Source organism: Thainema salinarum CENA647 (genome assembly GCF_057732415.1).
The window spans coordinates 951541-968759 of record NZ_JBYJZJ010000022.1 but is presented as its reverse complement, the minus strand read 5'-3'; the positions used below and the strand labels follow the sequence as shown (position 1 = coordinate 968759).

14 protein-coding genes are annotated in these 17219 nt (G+C 50.0%); 4 read left to right on the top strand and 10 right to left on the bottom strand.

Annotated features, from left to right (window positions below):
* Positions 1–175: 175 nt before the first annotated feature.
* Positions 176–754, top strand: coding sequence for a dihydrofolate reductase family protein (locus AC286M_RS11055; protein WP_488204438.1), 579 nt, complete (start codon positions 176–178; stop codon positions 752–754).
* 117 nt (positions 755–871) lie between these two features.
* On the opposite strand, the gene glnT is transcribed toward AC286M_RS11055, so the two are convergent.
* Complete coding sequence (gene glnT, locus AC286M_RS11050) at positions 872–2182, bottom strand: type III glutamate--ammonia ligase (RefSeq protein ID WP_488204437.1); 1311 nt, start codon at positions 2180–2182, stop codon at positions 872–874.
* A 217-nt stretch (positions 2183–2399) separates the two neighbouring features.
* On the opposite strand from glnT, the gene AC286M_RS11045 reads away from it, so the two are divergent.
* Positions 2400–2828 (top strand): ankyrin repeat domain-containing protein, encoded by a 429-nt coding sequence (locus tag AC286M_RS11045; RefSeq protein WP_488204436.1) that lies wholly within the window; start codon positions 2400–2402, stop codon positions 2826–2828.
* Positions 2829–2903: 75 nt separating this feature from the next.
* Here the strand turns inward: AC286M_RS11045 and AC286M_RS11040 are convergent, their stop codons facing one another.
* From AC286M_RS11040 to AC286M_RS11030, 3 genes are all read right to left on the bottom strand, one after another.
* Positions 2904–3713 (bottom strand): hypothetical protein, encoded by an 810-nt coding sequence (locus AC286M_RS11040; RefSeq protein ID WP_488204435.1) that lies wholly within the window; start codon positions 3711–3713, stop codon positions 2904–2906.
* A gap of 124 nt (positions 3714–3837) precedes the next feature.
* Positions 3838–4854, bottom strand: a complete 1017-nt coding sequence (locus AC286M_RS11035; protein WP_488204434.1) for an alpha/beta fold hydrolase — start codon at positions 4852–4854, stop codon at positions 3838–3840.
* Positions 4851–5840: a fatty acid desaturase gene (locus AC286M_RS11030; RefSeq protein WP_488204433.1), complete on the bottom strand. Its 990-nt coding sequence runs from the start codon at positions 5838–5840 to the stop codon at positions 4851–4853. Before AC286M_RS11030 ends, AC286M_RS11035 begins: the two co-directional genes overlap by 4 nt.
* A 601-nt stretch (positions 5841–6441) precedes the next feature.
* Between AC286M_RS11030 and AC286M_RS11025 the strand changes: the two genes are divergently transcribed.
* Positions 6442–7053: a superoxide dismutase gene (locus AC286M_RS11025; protein WP_488204432.1), complete on the top strand. Its 612-nt coding sequence runs from the start codon at positions 6442–6444 to the stop codon at positions 7051–7053.
* A gap of 332 nt (positions 7054–7385) precedes the next feature.
* Here the strand turns inward: AC286M_RS11025 and AC286M_RS11020 are convergent, their stop codons facing one another.
* The 6 genes from AC286M_RS11020 to AC286M_RS10995 form a co-directional block, all read right to left on the bottom strand.
* On the bottom strand, positions 7386–7586 hold the full coding sequence (locus AC286M_RS11020; protein ID WP_488204431.1) for a DUF2811 domain-containing protein: 201 nt from the start codon (positions 7584–7586) through the stop codon (positions 7386–7388).
* Between the two features lie 1388 nt (positions 7587–8974).
* Positions 8975–9523, bottom strand: a complete 549-nt coding sequence (locus AC286M_RS11015) for a peroxiredoxin (RefSeq protein ID WP_488204430.1) — start codon at positions 9521–9523, stop codon at positions 8975–8977.
* Positions 9524–9683: 160 nt separating this feature from the next.
* Positions 9684–10067: a hypothetical protein gene (locus AC286M_RS11010; protein WP_488204429.1), complete on the bottom strand. Its 384-nt coding sequence runs from the start codon at positions 10065–10067 to the stop codon at positions 9684–9686.
* A 145-nt stretch (positions 10068–10212) separates the two neighbouring features.
* The gene (gene aroB / locus AC286M_RS11005; RefSeq protein ID WP_488204428.1) at positions 10213–11334 is read right to left on the bottom strand and encodes a 3-dehydroquinate synthase; all 1122 of its coding nucleotides are present in this window, start codon (positions 11332–11334) and stop codon (positions 10213–10215) included.
* Between the two features lie 461 nt (positions 11335–11795).
* Entirely contained in the window at positions 11796–13373 is a 1578-nt protein-coding gene (locus AC286M_RS11000) for a B12-binding domain-containing radical SAM protein (protein ID WP_488204427.1), read from the bottom strand.
* 242 nt (positions 13374–13615) lie between these two features.
* Positions 13616–15412 carry an alpha-amylase family glycosyl hydrolase gene (locus tag AC286M_RS10995; protein WP_488204426.1) on the bottom strand — a complete coding sequence of 599 codons (1797 nt, stop codon included), beginning with the start codon at positions 15410–15412 and terminating at the stop codon, positions 13616–13618.
* A 495-nt stretch (positions 15413–15907) separates the two neighbouring features.
* On the opposite strand from AC286M_RS10995, the gene AC286M_RS10990 reads away from it, so the two are divergent.
* Positions 15908–17167, top strand: a complete 1260-nt coding sequence (locus AC286M_RS10990) for a glycosyltransferase family protein (protein WP_488204425.1) — start codon at positions 15908–15910, stop codon at positions 17165–17167.
* Positions 17168–17219: the final 52 nt, after the last annotated feature.

Sequence of the window (17219 nt, the reverse complement as noted above, 5' to 3'; positions counted from 1 at the left end):
ATGGCTTATATCCAAGTCGGGTTGAAAACCCATGATTTATTTTTTGTGAAACATTTGCTCCGCAAACGTTTCACAAAAAATAAATTGGGTTCCTATACACAGATTTGATATTCAACACCACGACAAGCAGTAATATCAAGTGGCTGCTCAAGCTTGTGTAGTGAGGGAGGGCCAAATGCGAAACCTGATTTATTACGTCGCTTGCAGCGTAGATGGCTTCATTGCGCATACCGATGGCTCCCATGATGGATTTTCGCAGGATCAGGACTATTTTGCTGATTTATTTGCCACTTTTCCTGAAACGGTTCCCTCCCATCTGCGTGAGGTGATGGGCGTTGACGGCGACAATCAGCGGTTTGATACGGTGCTGATGGGGCGCAAAACCTATGAAGTTGGTCTCAAGGAAGGCGTCACCAGTCCCTATGCGCATCTGCGGCAGTACCTCTTTTCTCGCAGCGTGCCGGAAAGTCCAGACGCCAACGTTGAACTGGTTTCAGATCAGGCCATTGAGGTGGTGCGACAGCTAAAAGCGGAAGATGGCAAGGACATTTGGCTCTGCGGTGGCGCAAATCTGGCCAGCACCTTGTTTGCTAACCATCTCATTGATCAGCTCATTCTCAAACTGAATCCCTTTCTGATGGGTGCAGGCATCCCGCTATTCGCTGACGTGATTCCGCAAACGGCGTTAGATCTGACCGACAGCAAAATTTATCCCAACGGTGTACTGCTGCTTTATTACAGCGTAAAACGCTGAATCTTCAGTTCCTCGGCAGGTTGGGTCAAACAACGTGAAACCCAACACCAGCAACAGTTTTGTTGGGTTACCCTAGCGCCTTAGCGAGCCATGCCCGTAGAGCTATACCTAACCTCTCTAACAATCCAGCGTCGTTTCCCGTTCCCAAGGCGTAATTTGAGCGTGGTAGCTGTTCCATTCCTGATGCTTGAGCTTGAGATAAGACTGTACAAACTCTGCTCCCATCGCATCCTGGAAGATGGTATTTTGCTCCAACTGCCGCAAGGCATCTAATAGATTGGCAGGCAGAGGTTGAGCTGAACCTTGTGGTAGCGGCTCGGTGTAGTTGTTGTTGTCACAGCGGGGGCCAGGGTCGCGCTTCTGGGCGATGCCGTCCAGTCCTGCCGCAATCAGCGCCGCTGCGAGTAAATAGGGATTAGCCGCACCATCAGCCAGCCGCAGCTCAAACCGTCCCGCATCAGGAATCCGAATCGCATGGGTGCGATTGTTGCCGCTGTAGCTGGCGGTATTGGGCGACCAGGTTGCCCCGGACAGGGTGGTGGGCGCATTAATCCGCTTGTAGGAGTTAATGGTTGGATTGGTAAAGGCGCAAAGCGCTGATGCTGAATGCAGTACGCCGCCAATGAAGTTGTAGGCCAGTGACGACAGACCTAGTTCGCCTTCTGGATCGTGAAATAGATTCGTTGTGCCGCTGGTGTCCCACACTGAGAGGTGAGTGTGGCAGCCATTCCCGGTCAGGTGCGCGAACGGCTTGGGCATGAACGTGGCTCGCAGACCATGCTTTTCGGCAATGGACTTGACCATGTACTTAAAGAACGCATGCCGATCCGCCGTGACCAGCGCATCGGCATACATCCAGTTCATCTCAAACTGACCGTTGGCGTCTTCGTGATCGTTCTGGTAGGCTCCCCAACCCAGCGCCAACATGGCATCACAGATTTCCGCAATCACATCAAACCGCCGCATCAGCGCCTGCTGGTCATAGCAGGGTTTCACTTGACGATCGTGGGGATCAGATAGCGCTTCGCCATCCGGTGACAGCAGAAAATACTCGCATTCCACTCCCGTTTTGACGCTGTAGCCCATGTCTCGCGCCTGCTGGAGGACTCGCTGAAGCACCATGCGCGGCGTTTGTGCGATCGCATCCATCCTCGGTGTAAACAAATCCGCTGGCATCCAGGCGACATCGGGTTTCCAGGGCAGTTGAAACAGGCTGGTGGTGTCGGGCACCGCAAACATATCGGCATCGGCAGGCGTCATGTCTAGCCAGGTGGCAAATCCGGCAAATCCTGCTCCGCTAGCGGCCATCTCGTCAATTGCGGCAGCAGGGACAAGCTTGGCGCGTTGGGTACCAAACAGATCGGTGAAGGAGATCAGGAAGTAGCGGATATTTTTTTCGCGGGCGAGGTGGGAGAGGGGTTGGGTCATGGGTTTGGGGTGGATGAGTGGATGGGTTGGATGGGTGGATAGGTAAGGCTGTAAAGGGCTATAGAGGGAATCGAGAAATCAATTTTGCATTCGTCTGCTCCCAATATTTACTGGTGATATTAATCAGAATATTTAACGGTGGTTTTTCTGATAGAAGCGTATACTACAAAACTGCGATCGCACTTAAAATCAACCTCTTTAATAAAAGGAGAAGAAAATGTCTTTTCATAGAGACATAGAAAATGCAATTGAGTCAAGAGATTTAGAAAAAATTGCTGAGCTTCTAGAGTATCTATCTCACAAAGGTAATGCTCATGAGGCACTATTAGGACGTGGATACTTAGCAGATGCTATCGATACTGAAGATGTCCAGATTGTCCAATTACTGATTAATGCTGGAATAGATGTCAATGAAAAAGATGAAGACGATTGGACGCCTTTGATGTACGCAGCCTGTACTGATCAACTTGATATTGTTAAGCTTCTTATTGATGCTGGAGCTGATATTAATGCACAGACTACTCAAGGAGAAACGGCGCTATTTTGGGCTGCTGATCAGGGTAAACCCAATATCTATAACTATCTTGCAAGTCGAACAGATGATATTTTAAGACAAGAAGTAGAAGAACATTTTAGCAATCAGTAGAGTGTGTTGAATGAAGCAAAACGCACCGAGAAGGCAGAATAGAGGGCTGTAGAGGCTATCTCTTCTATCTAAAAATTATGGCAAGTGCTTAACCATATCAAGTGCATCTTCTTCGGATGGATCGATGTCTTCTGCTACATCTGTATAGACAGCCCAAAAGTCACCGCCACCTTCACAACATAAATAGTCCATACCAACCACCCAACAAGGTCGCATTCCTAACGCTCTCGCAAGTGCTTCATGACGTAATGAACAGTCATAGCGATCCATTTTTAACAAAGCTAAATATCGATCTTCTCTTTCCTCTTCTCGCCAAAAACTTTCATAATCTGGAGGCTTTTGCAAAATAGTATGTACATCTTGCACACAATGTTCTCGACCAAAGGCGCTGCATAGCTTGTGGGCATCTCCACCTTTAGGTGTATCAACTGAAAGATCCTTTGAAAAATCTTTGATTCCTCGACCAGGTCGCCAATCTGAACCAGAACGAGTTGTATATTCATCTAGCATTATTCCGTTTCTGGACAAGTGATACCAAAAAAATGCCCAATCTCCATCTGCTAGAACAGCAAGTGCAGAGCATGAAAATCGAGCAGAAAGATGAGATGTTAAGCAAGCCAATGTAGCAAGATGCGGCTCATTATACTGATGTATCAAGCGATCTAGCTGACCTGCTTTTTTAATCAGCTTTGGTAACTGTCGAGAAGTAGCAAATATGTGGGAAAGGCCAAATGAGTAATTCTCATACATTGCCATCTCATATAAAGCCGTATACCCGTTAAATGGTGGTGAGATGTAGCAATCAAAGGAGAATTGAGCTAAATAATCGGCTAGTTCCTGCTGGGTAACACCTTGAAGCACAATGTTGTGATATCGAACTCCCATAATTTATTCTGGCGCGCTCATCTCGACTTGAGTGGTACATAATAACTTATAACTTGAATCGTGGTTCTTGTAAGACATATTGCTGTTAAGACAACACACCAAATCACGAAGCGTAAAGAAGTAGTTAATCTCTTAGTAATTCCTGCACAGCCTGTCGAATAAAAGCGGCATCTTCGGGATTTTGGTAGGGGTTGCCTGCGCGATGTCCCCAGATCGAGGGAATTGGTCGATAGGTGGCATTGGGAATTAGTTTGGCCTCGGCTGCACAGTCTTCCGGTGTGAAATACAGATCGGTGGTGGCGGGCATGACCAGCGTTTTGGCCTGAATGGATTGCATCGCTCGTTCATAATCCCCCTGATAAACCGGATTGTTGCCGACATCGCAGCGCAGCCAGGTATCGAGCATGGCGATTAGGTTGCGCGGATCGCGTTTGCGGTAGTTCATTTCCCAGGCTTGCCAGAGGTAGTCGTCCAGCGACTCGTAGCCCAGTTGGTAGTAGATGCCCTCCCGGTAGTAGGCTTGTGATGCTGCCCAACTGGCATAAATGCGGGCAAAGGTGCGAAATCCCTTTTCCGGTACACCGTCAAAGCTCTGACCATTCCAAGCTGGATCAGCAGTCAACGCCGATCGCAAACTGTCGAGGAAAATCCGATTATGATCCGTGGTTCGCGCCGTGCCACACAAAGCCGCGATTCGCTGCACGCGCTCCGGGTAGAGCGCGCCCCAGTGATAGGCTTGCTGCGCTCCCATTGACCAGCCGTAGACCAGCGCCAGTTGCTCAATGCCAAACACCTCCCGCAGCAGTCGCTCTTGGGCCGTGACGTTATCCCAGTGCATAAAGTAAATGCCCTGCTCGGCGACACCGTCCACATCACCGTTACTGGGCGAACTGGAGAGGCCATTGCCGAACATATTGGGGATGATGATAAACCACTGAGTTGGGTCGAGAATGCCGTCCGGTTGAATCAGCCAGTCAATGTCAGTGTGTTGTGCCCCGTAGGAAGTAGGGTAGAGGATGACATTGGTGCGATCGCAGTTTAATTCGCCGTAGGTTTGATACACCACGCGCACCTGCGGCAGTGTCACGCCGCACTGGAGCGGGAAGTCTGGCGCGATCCAAACGCCTGCGGAACTGCTCATGCCGCCGTACCCAGCGAGTTGCCGAACTGACTGGCGATCTGACGATTCACGGCCACGTAGCCCGGTGCCACATGGGTCAGCTTTCCAGCCAGCTTCGTATGTGCCTGGGGCAATGCGTGAAACGGAATCGACGCATAGAGATGATGCTCGGCGTGAAAGGGCATGTTCCACATCAGCAGCCGTAACGGCCACAGCGTCAGCGTTGTGCGGGTATTGGTCAAGGGATTATTGTCCTGGGTGCAGCCTGTATGCTCGGCCAGCAGAATAAACCGCAGAATCGGTTGACCCACCGCCAGCGGCAGCAGCCAGTAGAGCAGAAACCAAGGCTGTTGGAAAACTAGAGAAAGTGCGATCGCAACTCCATACAAAGCCAATTGCCAGCGAGTCGAGCGGATCACTTCCCCTTTTGCCGCCTCGGAGATATAGGGACAGCCCTCAAAGTTGCCCGTTGCCATCCGCCAGTGTCCCTGCACCTTGCCCATCCACCAGGGAATGCCGCTCAGAATCCAGAGGTAAGACACCCAATTGGTCGGCGGCAGATCTTCGTATTCAGGATCTTTACCCAACACGCGGGTGTAGCGGTGATGCCACTTGTGATAGCGGCGATAAAACGTGCTGTTGTATAACGACAGAATGCCCGCCAACCAGGCCACGACATCGTTCACCCGCTGATTGGCGAATGCCGTCCGATGTACGCACTCATGCACTGGGGCAAACATGGAAGCCAAGCTAAAGCCGTAAACCACTACCGCCGGAACCGACAGCCACCAGAACCCCTGGCTCAAACTCCAGCTCCAGGCGACACCGCTAATCGCCATCACGCTGAGATGAGTGATCAACTGCTGCCAGCCTTTGCGATCGCACTTCGCATTCAGCTCGGCCAATTCTTCAACGGAAAACACGGCACTCGGCTTCACGTGCCAACCTTCAGCGTTTTCAGATATTTCTGGCTCAACCGCAGACATAACCGGATCTGGCGTAGACATACTTCGTTCAACCTTGCTCAATGGCGTCCAATATAGAAATCCGGTTAAAAACCCATTGTTTATTCTTTGAGAAATGATTGGTGAGCAAGCATTTCCAAAAAAATAAACAGGGTTCCTATACACGGACTCGATATAACTCAACACAACCGATCTGGTGCGTATCGCTCCAGAATCGGTTCATGAAGACCAATTCTGACCTTTGGTAGATGACACGCAAAGCGTGGATTTACCAGAACATGGCCTACATACCACTACTCTGTTTCGTTCTGGTATACTGCTCCGGTTTTGCTGTCCGTTGTAGTAAAAGCTACAGATTTAGGCGGATTAAGTTGAAATATTAGTTGCCGAATTCAGCGCCTGGCACATTTCATCAAGCCACGCTAAATGCGCTTGATAGCCAATCGCGGTTCTTCCATCCATCAATAGACTTGAACAAAGAACTGCCAATCTCTTTCTTCTGAAGGGGGGATGAATAGCCCAAATCTCTCACCCTATGAGTAAGAACTCTTGTGTGAATTACTGTGCAACCTAGCCGCATAACAATTCACGCCTGCAAAAGGCATATGTGCAAGAGACATTAGATCAAGAGAGGACAGCAATTATGGCTTACCAACTTCCCGATCTGCCCTACAGCTACGATGCGCTAGAGCCGCATATTTCATCCCGAACGCTGGAATTTCACCACGATAAGCACCATGCCAAGTATGTCAACAACTACAACAGCATGGTTCAGGACGCAGGCATGGCGGATAGATCCATAGAAGAGGTGATCAAAGCCGCTTACAACAATCCCAAAATGACGGGGCTGCACAATAACGCCGCGCAAGCCTGGAACCACACGTTTTACTGGAACTGCATGAGTCCCAACGGCGGCGGCACGCCTTCAGGTGAACTAGCCGATAAAATCAAGTCCGACTTTGGCAGCTTTGATCAGTTCAAAGAAGCGTTCAAATCTGCTGGCACGGGCCAATTCGGCAGCGGTTACGCCTGGCTGGTGCTAGACGGCGGCAAGCTGAAGGTGGTCAACACGCCCAACGCCGTGAACCCCATCGTGGACGGTCAAACGCCGTTACTAACAATGGATGTCTGGGAGCACGCTTATTATCTTGATTACCAAAACGGTCGGGCCAATTATGCTGACACGTTTTTGAATAATCTCGTCAACTGGTCATTTGTATCTGAACAGCTCGAAGCGGCGAAGCAAGCCGCATAAGTAACTTTTCCGTCCGGGTAAAACTGGTTCTCTAGGGGCAATCGATGATTGTCCCTTTTTTTGTTGTTTACGCTTGTTGCGATCGCACAATATCAGCGCAATCCGCATATTGCTCAAAATAAGGCTGAGGGAATGTGTACGCCTGTATAAGTTGATCATGCTGATGACAGACAAGCGCAATCGCAAAATCAGTCCCCTTCAAAATCCTCTATAGCCCTTTACAGCCCTTATAACCCTCACAGCCCTCTACATCCTTCACAGAACCCAGATTCTGGCCGGAAGCAGTAATGTTCCACTTACCGTACCAAAACCTGGATTTACGGGCTTACCCGTTAAACCGCATGCTTAAACAAGCTGTCTAGGTAGACGCGCGACGCCCTGCGATCGCATTCGCCATTTTGCAGCAGGAACAGAGACAGAGCAGCCGAGAAAACGCGGTCTTGATCCCAAGTGGGATGGCTCTCCAAAAAGCTGCGCAGGGAATCATGTAGTTCTTCAGGAATTTCAGCCAAAATGCTCACGGTTGCGTTCATTAGGACACCTCTTGCTTAAATCAATTGCTGAGTTGAACGTGGAATTTACAAGACTTTACGGATTGTGGCCCAGTGCCAAACGCGTCAGATGCGCCAAGTGCGTTTGATGGGCCTACCTAAGTTTGGATAATGCAGAAATTTCATAGGTTTGTAGGAAGAAACGCCTCGATTGACAAGATGATGGACACAGGTTAGACCATCTGGGCGCAAATGATCACATGATTTTCAGCAGTTTTCGAGCAATTTCGATTTGCCTCAATCTGCAAATTTGCAGCCCAATACACACCAAACTGACTCGACCCAGTACGGTTTGTCTGCCGTCGCAGGCCATTGCGTTGCATTCAACCGGCCCCATTCACACACAAGGTGCTCAATTGACCAGAAAATCCAACGTGACCCCGAGACAAAATGCACAGGTTGAGTTGCCAATTTGGATGCCTGCCTAACAAAGCAGGTCGCATCATTCTCGGAATCTCTCAGGCAAATGTCAATATTGCAAAATTTTAAGAAGCTGTTCTATTCGAAAAGACCCCAACGAGAAATCAAGGGTTTCAGCCTTTATTTTGTTACACTACTTAACAAAATCAGCGTTTTTTCAGATGACTTGGAATGTAATCTAGTAATCCCCAGGAATTGAGCAAGTAGGCATCACTCCGTTCTCGCCTGTGGAAAACCTGTGGAAAACTGTGGAAAACTTTGGGGAGTACTGTGGAAAAGATGTGGAATTCGTGGGGAAAAACCTGGCAAAAGATAAGAATTGCAAATTTTGCGAAAACCTATGGGTTTTGTTAAATCTTGTGTGTATTTGCATCTGCTAATTTTTAGGTTGAGCAGAGTCAATCGCCTGCCTGCCATGCATTTTCCCTACTTTGTCCCCAAGCAAACTGCTTGAGTAGGGGTCACTTTTCTGGTGCTGGTTGCTGGTCGTTTGGAGTAGAAAACATCAAAACGCGACATTGAGCGCTGTTCCATGTCGCGCTCAATTCAGCACGGAAAAATACAGCCAGCCTGTGGAAAACTTTGTATGCACCTTTTTATGCAGGTTCGAGTATCGTTTCCCCAATCAGCCTGTGGAAAACTTTTCCATGAGCACGAAGACCTAGCATCTTTGACCTCTGACTTACGGATAATGCACAAACTAATGCCATATGTAACAATGCGTCACATAGATGTAACCAGGTGATACGTATGCCAGAGAAAAATTATTCTTGGAAAGGAAGCTGGAATGCAGGTTTAGTACTCTCCATCCTGGCGCTGGTTTGTGGTGGATTTTTGGTGCTGGCAGGTTTTCAGTAAAAACCGTTGTTAATCCTTAGAAAGAGAACGTCCCGCTCAATCGGTGAGCGGGACGTTCTCTTTTTATTCGTGTTACTTTGGCGCTGTTTCCGTTAAGCAGACTGCAATTCGTCTAGCTTGGCCAGAACTTCAGTGCTATGAATGGCAGGCCGTACACCCAAAAAGCGGGCTTGCAGATTGCCCTCAGGGTCAATGATATAGGTATGACGCAGCGACACATAGCCCATCCAGGAGCGATAGGCTTTGCTGACGGCTCCATCGGTGTCGGCCAGCAGCGGGAATCGTAGGCCCTCGGCATCGCAAAACTCTTTATGGGAATCCACATCGTCAGCGCTGACGCCCAGAATTTGAGCATTTCGCTCCATATACTTCGGCAAATCTCGCTGGAAGCGCTGGGCTTCTAGGGTGCAGCCGGACGTAAAATCCTTGGGGTAGAAGTACAGCACCACCCACTGTCCCCGATAGTCAGACAGGCTCTCCGTGCCATCTCCGGTACTGGTCGGCAGCGTAAAATCTGGTGCAGGAGAACCGAGGGGAAGCTGCTCACCACCCAGCGCATAGGCGGGTGATGCCATCCCAAAACTGAAAACACTGAAGCAAAGGGCTAAAACAGCCTGAAGCAAACGGCGACGAGAAACCATAGATTAATGAATCAATGTAATAGCAACTGAGAAAACAGGCGATGGAGCCGTTTCCGCCTATAGTTTACATAAATTCACACTACTTCGCCGTTATCCTGCTCCTCCGCTCCCGTTCTCCCACGCTCCTGATACATGCGGCCATCGCCCCACCCCGTCTCTATCACTCCGCTTGCTCAAAGGCTTGGCAAAAGTCAGGTAAGTCCAGCTTGACCGCATGGACGGCCACCAGCATCGCCAAACGAGCAGGCAGCGTAGACTGTTCAATCAGAGTCTCCACGGGCAGCTTAATTTCGTTTTGAGCCAAGTGCGATCGCACATCAGGCTGACACAGAACATGTCGCCAACTCTTGGCGGTATCGTTCAGCCAGCCATCGGAATGATCGGGTTCTTGGCCAACCTGGAGCGCCACGGAAATGGCAGCATCTTCCAGGTCGCCTTCGCAATCGGCGAGAGTTTCAAAAACTGCGATCGCACCTGGCAGCTCCGCGACCTGAGCCTGAAACTTCAACAGTTCATCGTTGGTAATAATGACGCGCTCACTCATGGCGCTTGCTCCTGTCTAAAAATGAGTGGAGTTCTATCACGTTAAATTAAAAATCCATCAGTTTTTGTAAAAGCCCCCATAGCAAGACTTTCACAAATAAAAATCCATTTCTTGGACGCTGACGCTTCTGGACGCTGACGAAATATTACTGGGTTTGGATCACTTTCAAAACGTCCCGAATCACCGTCTCCGGGACTTCATCGGTAATGGTAACTGCGCCAATCTGGGTGGGTAGGACAAAGCGAACGCGGCCATCTTTGACTTTTTTGTCGGATTTGAGGCTGTCTAGAATGTCGTCAATATCGAGCATGGCGGGCACTTCGGTCGGTAAGCCCGTTTTTTTAATCAGCTCATACTGGCGATCAGCGTCGGCCTGCTGCCACATATTGAGTTCGACAGCAATTTGACCCGCCGCAACCATCCCTATGGCGACGGCTTCACCGTGATTCACCACGCGGTAGCCCGTCAAACTTTCAACGGCGTGACCGATGGTGTGACCGTAGTTCAAAATGGCGCGCAGACCGCCTTCTTTTTCATCCTGAGCCACCACATCAGCCTTAGCTTGGCAGGAGCGAGTGAGGATTTCCTGAATCAGGCTATCGGGAACATAGCGTCGCTGATCTAATCGCTTCGTCTGCTCCATTTGCTCAAACAGGTCAGCATCCCAGATAATGCCATACTTAATCACCTCGGCCATGCCAGCCCGAAATTCTCGTGCAGGGAGTGTGGTGAGAACGTGCGGGTCAATCAGCACCAGTCGCGGCTGGTGGAAGGCTCCGATCAGGTTCTTACCACGAGGGTGGTTAACACCCGTTTTGCCGCCAATGGAGGCATCAACCATTGCCAGCAGGGAGGTGGGAACTTGGACGACGGCGAGGCCCCGCATCCAGGTGGCGGCAGCGAATCCGGTCATATCACCAACGACACCACCACCAAGAGCAACCATTGCTGAGGAGCGCTCCAGCCGATGTTCCAGCGCAATATCGTAAATTTTTTGGATGGAGCTGACGGTTTTGTAGCGCTCGCCAGGGGGAATGAGGTGGTGAATGACGTCAAAGCCAGCTTGTTTGAGAGATGCGATCGCAGTTTCTCCATAGTGCTTAAAGATCATGGGGTTGGAGACAAGCAGGATCTTTTTGCCCAGGCGCAGTTGGGGTTGGGATAACCAGTGACCCAGCTGTTGAACGCTGTCATTGGCAATCACTACGTCGTAGGGGTTTTGGGGAAGTTCGACGGTAATGATGGATTTTGTGGTGGTTTGGGTCATGGTTTAGATGGCATGGGCGGTTGTGTACTCTGTAACCAGAGTAATGGTTTTGGATTATTTTCTGAATGGTTTTGATGGATTGTTAGATGGTTTTGAAGGGTGAGCGGTGAGGTGGTTTTGGGGTTGTTGGTTGGAAAGGGTGGTTCTGAGGGGACTAGCCCCCTCAGGCTCCCCCACTGGTGCGTTCCGACGCCCCAGGCCCCCCCGGACGAAGTGATCGGTGAGTGAGACTAAATCGCTTCGCTTTGCCGGGGTGGATCGGGCGTTACTTGTGAAGACTATCTTTGGTTTGGCGTTCCGCCAAACCTATTACCCCCAACAGGCATCTGTTGGCACTCAACACGTTAGCTTTTTTGGAGGGGGTCTGGGGGACGCAACCGTCTCCCAGCGGGGGCGGGGGGCAAGCCGCCCCCACAAACGGGGTTTTCGCAATAGACCCCAAACTACGAACAGCCAAACCTCTAAGCAGATACCAACTCATCCCGCTCCGCTGGCTGCTGATCGCCGCCTTGGGCCGCAAACTCAGCCAGTTGGCTTTCAATTTGCTGCTGCACAATGTCGCGGTATTCCAGGAAATGCTCGTTGTGAGCGCAGACGGTGATGTACTGCTCAGCTACACCGGGGTTCTTAATCAAAATGTGGAAGAGGTGATGCCAGAACAACCAGCGGGTAGAGCGGACAACGCCCTGTCGCCAGCAAACGAGAGTTAATGCTCGCACAACAACCCATTCGGGCCAGCTAAACGCGGGACGAACTCTAGGCGCACCCAGCTTCAGGAAATAGCGATAGACCCGGTTGAGATACTGAGTTGGTTCATAAAGCTGGCGGAAGGCGCTGACGTACTCACGAGCGATGTCTTCGACCGGGCGAGTCGGCACAAAGTTCATCAGCGTAGTCTGATTGATGTTGCCATCTTGAGCGCGCAGCCGACCTTCCCGCTCCAGCCGATACCACAGCGCTGTATTGGGCAGGGCTTGCAGCATGGCAAAGGTAGTCGTGGGAATGCCCGTAATCTCGGCAAATTCGACAATCCGCTGTCCGGCACCAGGCTTTTCGCCATCAAAGCCGATAATGAATCCGGCAATCACTCGTAAACCGGCATGTGTCACCTTGTCGATGGACTCCAGCAGGGGCGATCGCATATTTTGAAATTTCTTGGTCAACTGGAGGCTGTCGGTGTCAGGCGTTTCAATGCCCATAAACACGGCAGCAAAGTTACACTCCAGCATCAGATCAATCATCTCGTCATCTTCGGCCAGATCCAGCGAGGCTTCGGTATCAAACCGGAAAGGATACTGACGCTCAGCTTGCCAGTCTTTTAATTGAACGAGAAGCTGCTTGACGTTGCGCTTGTTGCCAATAAAGTTGTCATCTACCATGAACACGCCGCCGCGCCAGCCGAGTTCATAGAGATAGTTCAGTTCAGCCAGAAGCTGTTCGGGAGTTTTGGTGCGCGGCTTGCGTCCATAGAGGACAATAATGTCGCAGAATTCGCACTGGAAGGGACAGCCGCGCGAAAACTGGACGGACATCGAATCATACGCGCTCATCTCCAGCAGGTCATAGCGGGGAATGGGGGTGCTAGTGACATCTGGCTTTTCACCGCCAGAGGTGAAGCGTCCGCTAGTTTCGCCCCGCGCGATCGCATCTACGAACATGGGCAGGGTAATCTCACCCTCGTCCAAAATTAGATAATCAACCCCAGCCGCTTCCATGTCCTGCGGCATTGACGTGGGGTAAGGACCACCGACTGCCACGCGCTTACCGTAGCGTTTTGCGATCGCAATTTGGTCGATCATGTCCGCTTTCTGGACAATCATGCCGGACATAATCACAATATCGGCCCACTGCCATTCGTCCTCTGTAACGGCGCGAATATTGCGGTCAACTAGGTTGAACTCCCAGGTTTGGGGCAGAATAGCTGCCACCGTAATCAAACCCAGGGGAGGTAGAAGCACCTTACGATTTACCAATTCGAGAATCTTCTCATAAGACCAGAAGGTCTTTGGAAACTGTGGATAAACTAGCAGTGCTCGCATACACTCTCCTGCTAAGTGATCATGCTGTGACGTAGTATAACCTGTCCCCCAAACGATCATCCGGTCGTGGGATATATGTCAACTATTGATACTGTCTACGAAGTCCAATTAGCAGAATCAGATTTTTTGACTGATAAATCAAAAAGAGGAGGATTTGTCGCTGCATGACAGCGACAAATCCTCCTCTTTTTACTGGTAGTCATCTGTAGAATGGGGCATCGCCCACCAGTCCAAGTTCTGAATTAGGTCAAATCACTGGATAGTTCAAACTTGTTGGTAATCCACATCGACTGATAGGGCTGTAGGTGAATCACAGCATAAATATCATCAAAACACTCGCCGCTAATCAAATCGCACCAGGGGTCAATACAAACCAAATTCAGGTCAGACAGCCGCAGTTCTTGCACCTGATCCGACAGGTTATGCACCGAGAAAATGCTCTGATCGCGAGACATGCTCTGCCGCCAAAAGGCAAAAAGCGCTGGATTACCCGGATGCAGCGTATACTGCGTCGCATTGGGATGGAAGGCTCCTTGCTGACGCCGAATTTTGATTAATCGGCTCAGTTCCTTCAGCACGATCGCCTGTGGTGTGGTTGGGTCACTCAGCTTTTGCTCTAGGTTTTCGTAGTTCCATTTGTAGCGGTTAATTGTGCGGTTAATTCCCGTTTGTTCAATGCCCTCTGTGAAATTTGGCGTCGCCAGCAAACTATGAATGTAAAATGCCGGAATGCCCTCGACCGACATCATGATGGTTTGAGAGCAGAGGAAGCGCTGAATTTGCCATTCGTCTTCTCCCTTCACTGTGCCCTTCATGGCATCGAACAGTGAAATATTGATTTCATAAGGGCTTTCGCTGCCGTCCGGTTTGCTCCGCATGCTGATCCGACCACCAAATTTTCTCATCGTGGCTAGCAGTTCAACATATTCCTTCTCATCCAGCAGTCCTTCCGTCGGTCGTAGCCCAATGCCATCATGAGAAGCCGTGAAGTTGAAATAGGCACAGCCTACTGGAGCAGGCGGCATACTCATCATCCAGGTTTTCAGGTGGTCAGAGCGCCCCTGCATCAGCGCATTCAGCACCAGCGGCGGCAGGCTGAAGTTGTAGATCATGTGGGCTTCGTTGCGGTTGCCGAAGTAGCTGAGATTTTCCCGATTCGGCACGTTGGTTTCGGTAATGATGGCGATGCCCGGATCGATCATTTGCAGCAGCTCCCGCATCAGCCGAATGGCCATGTGGGTTTCCACTAGATGAATGCAGGGCGTGCCCAGTTTTTTCCACAAAAAGCCCACTGCGTCCAGGCGAATGTAGCGTGCGCCCGCCTGGACGTAGAACAGGATGATTTTGAAAAATTCAACCAAGACATCAGGATTAGCAAAATTGACATCAACCTGATCGGGGCTAAATGTCGCCCAGACATGCCTCTCACCGTTAACCGTATCGACTTTAGCCAACAGTTGTGAACTGCGGGGGCGAACCACCTGCGACACATCAATCGTTGGATCAGTTGGATCAATGGTGATGAAATAATCACAGCCTGGTTTTTCACCCCGTTTAAACTGCTGAAACCAGGCGTGTTGACTCGAAACATGGTTAATGACCAGATCAAACATCAGGTTGAAATCTTCCGAAATCTGTTTGATGTCTGACCAATCGCCTAATTCTGGGTTGACCTGAAGATAGTCAATCACCGCAAATCCATCGTCCGAACTGTACGGGAAGAACGGCAGGATATGAACGCCTGTAATAACATCATCTAGATGTTCCTTGAGAAAGGTACCCAGTGTCTTTAGCGGTTGTTCACCAGGGTGGATAATGCTGTCACCGTAAGTAATCAGCAAAATGTTGTTGTTGCTCCATTTATTTAAGTCTTCTTCAACAGCAACAGAAACATGTTCTTGAAATAGGACATACAGGCGATGGGTGACATCATCGACAATCGCGGCATCATAAAGCCGTTCAAGAAAGGGGCGAACCTTCATTGCAAAAGCGTTATAGCGTTCGACGGTTTCAGTTTGTGGCTGGATAGACTTTGTCATAAGACCTCAAATTGGGAGCGTTAAACAGTGTGGTTAGAGCTTACGCAGTTGGACGATTTTTGGAGCGCTTCGCGCTCCAAAAATCGTCTAGAACCAGCATCTTTAGTAGATTGAAGTGCGTAAGTCCTAGTGGTAAACAAATGGTGAATACAGGGTGAGCAAATGCAGAAAATAAGCTGCTCAGTTTGCAGCATAAGGCTTGTAGCCATTTACTCGATCCTAGCAACCCCTTATTGTTGGCTGTTCTATCAGTTTTTCTAAGAGGATGGCGCTAAATCTGATGCAGTTTTATGCTTCTGTATCATTTGAGCTTTCAATTTCAAAGGTTTTATATTTTCTTAAAAAGTAGGTTTATGGTTGATTTTCGGCAACGACATGCGAGATCGAGCAATAAAATCCCAATATGGCTTTTGACGCAAGGCTAGCGATCGCAGTTTGCCGAAAATCACGTTCTCACACGCGGATTCATTATCAGTTCTGCACCGGAGCGAGTGGATGGATTATAAACAGGAATTAATTACAACGATTCATGATTTAGGTTGTGATTTGGACTTGCTTGAGGCTCAAGTCACCAAGCTGAGTGAGCGATCACCAACGGCTGTACTGATTCCGGCTCTATATGAGGAATTAGAGCGTCCAGCTCTGCAAAAAATCCGGGATCAGCTAAGCCAGTGTCAGTTTGTGCATACGGTCGTTATTTGTCTCTATGCCGAAACGGTTGAGCAGTATACCCATGCGGTTCAGTTCTTCGACTCGATGCCGCAGACCGTAGTAGTTATTTGGGAAAATGGGCCGCGTATCACTCACATTTTGGAAAATCTGCGCGATCGCGGTTTGGATCTGCTCAAATTTAAAGGCAAAGGTCGCGCCGTTTGGCTGGGTTTAGGCGTAGCGTCGTTGCAGGCCGATGCGATCGCACTTCATGATGCGGACATCGTCACCTATGACCGTTCTTATCCCTTAAAATTGCTGTTTCCGCTGCTGGAGCAGGAATTTGGTATTGCCTTCAACAAGGCATACTACGCCCGCATTAGTGACGATCAACCCCGCAGTATGCATGGTCGGGTGGTGCGGCTGTTTGTGATTCCGCTCCTCGATGCTCTAATTGATAGCTTTGGCTATCGGAACTACCTACGCTATCTGAGCGCGTTCCGCTATCCGCTGTCGGGCGAGTTTGCCATGACCAGCGATTTGGCGCTGAATATCCGTATTCCCGGCAACTGGGGCCTCGAAATTGGCCTCTTGGCGGAAGTCTATCGCGGCGTGGCGCAGAAGCGGATTGCTCAAGTCGATTTAGGCTTCTTTGAGCATAAGCACCAGTCCCTCGGCCAGAGCACCGATGATGGCTTGCAGAAAATGTGCCGCGACATTTTCCAGTCAATTCTACGCACCCTGACGGAAACCGAGCAGGTGGTGGTGTCAATGGATCACATTCATACCCTGCGGGTCAAGTATCGCCGCGAGGCGCAAGACTTTACCCGGCAATACTTTGTAGACGCATCCTTCAACCACCTGCGCTACGACCGTCACCAAGAAGAGGTGACGATTGAACTGTTTGAAAAGGTGATTGTTGACGCCGGAGAACGCTATTTCTCCAATCCCTACGGTGCTCAGATTCCCGACTGGACAAGAGCGTTAGCTGTCATGCCCGATCTGCGCGAACAAATTCGCGATGCCGCCGTTTGCGATGCTGCCGAAGTCCAGGGATTGCAACTTCCCCTGGTCAGCCCAGAAGTAGTGCCCAGTGTGGGCTAATTAGGATTGAATACAAATCCAAAAGAGGGATTTAAGCCCGCATCGCAGGTGT

Excerpts from the sequence above, each read along its gene's own strand:
- AC286M_RS11035 (WP_488204434.1), bottom strand. The coding sequence starts at position 4,854 with ATGAGCAGTTCCGCAGGCGTTTGGATCGCGCCAGACTTCCCGCTCCAG.
- AC286M_RS11010 (WP_488204429.1), bottom strand. The coding sequence starts at position 10,067 with ATGAGTGAGCGCGTCATTATTACCAACGATGAACTGTTGAAGTTTCAG.
- AC286M_RS11020 (WP_488204431.1), bottom strand. The coding sequence starts at position 7,586 with ATGAACGCAACCGTGAGCATTTTGGCTGAAATTCCTGAAGAACTACAT.
- aroB (WP_488204428.1), bottom strand. The coding sequence starts at position 11,334 with ATGACCCAAACCACCACAAAATCCATCATTACCGTCGAACTTCCCCAA.
- AC286M_RS11030 (WP_488204433.1), bottom strand. The coding sequence starts at position 5,840 with ATGTCTACGCCAGATCCGGTTATGTCTGCGGTTGAGCCAGAAATATCT.
- AC286M_RS11025 (WP_488204432.1), top strand. The coding sequence starts at position 6,442 with ATGGCTTACCAACTTCCCGATCTGCCCTACAGCTACGATGCGCTAGAG.
- AC286M_RS11055 (WP_488204438.1), top strand. The coding sequence starts at position 176 with ATGCGAAACCTGATTTATTACGTCGCTTGCAGCGTAGATGGCTTCATT.
- AC286M_RS11000 (WP_488204427.1), bottom strand. The coding sequence starts at position 13,373 with ATGCGAGCACTGCTAGTTTATCCACAGTTTCCAAAGACCTTCTGGTCT.
- AC286M_RS11045 (WP_488204436.1), top strand. The coding sequence starts at position 2,400 with ATGTCTTTTCATAGAGACATAGAAAATGCAATTGAGTCAAGAGATTTA.
- glnT (WP_488204437.1), bottom strand. The coding sequence starts at position 2,182 with ATGACCCAACCCCTCTCCCACCTCGCCCGCGAAAAAAATATCCGCTAC.
- AC286M_RS11015 (WP_488204430.1), bottom strand. The coding sequence starts at position 9,523 with ATGGTTTCTCGTCGCCGTTTGCTTCAGGCTGTTTTAGCCCTTTGCTTC.
- AC286M_RS10990 (WP_488204425.1), top strand. The coding sequence starts at position 15,908 with ATGGATTATAAACAGGAATTAATTACAACGATTCATGATTTAGGTTGT.
- AC286M_RS10995 (WP_488204426.1), bottom strand. The coding sequence starts at position 15,412 with ATGACAAAGTCTATCCAGCCACAAACTGAAACCGTCGAACGCTATAAC.
- AC286M_RS11040 (WP_488204435.1), bottom strand. The coding sequence starts at position 3,713 with ATGGGAGTTCGATATCACAACATTGTGCTTCAAGGTGTTACCCAGCAG.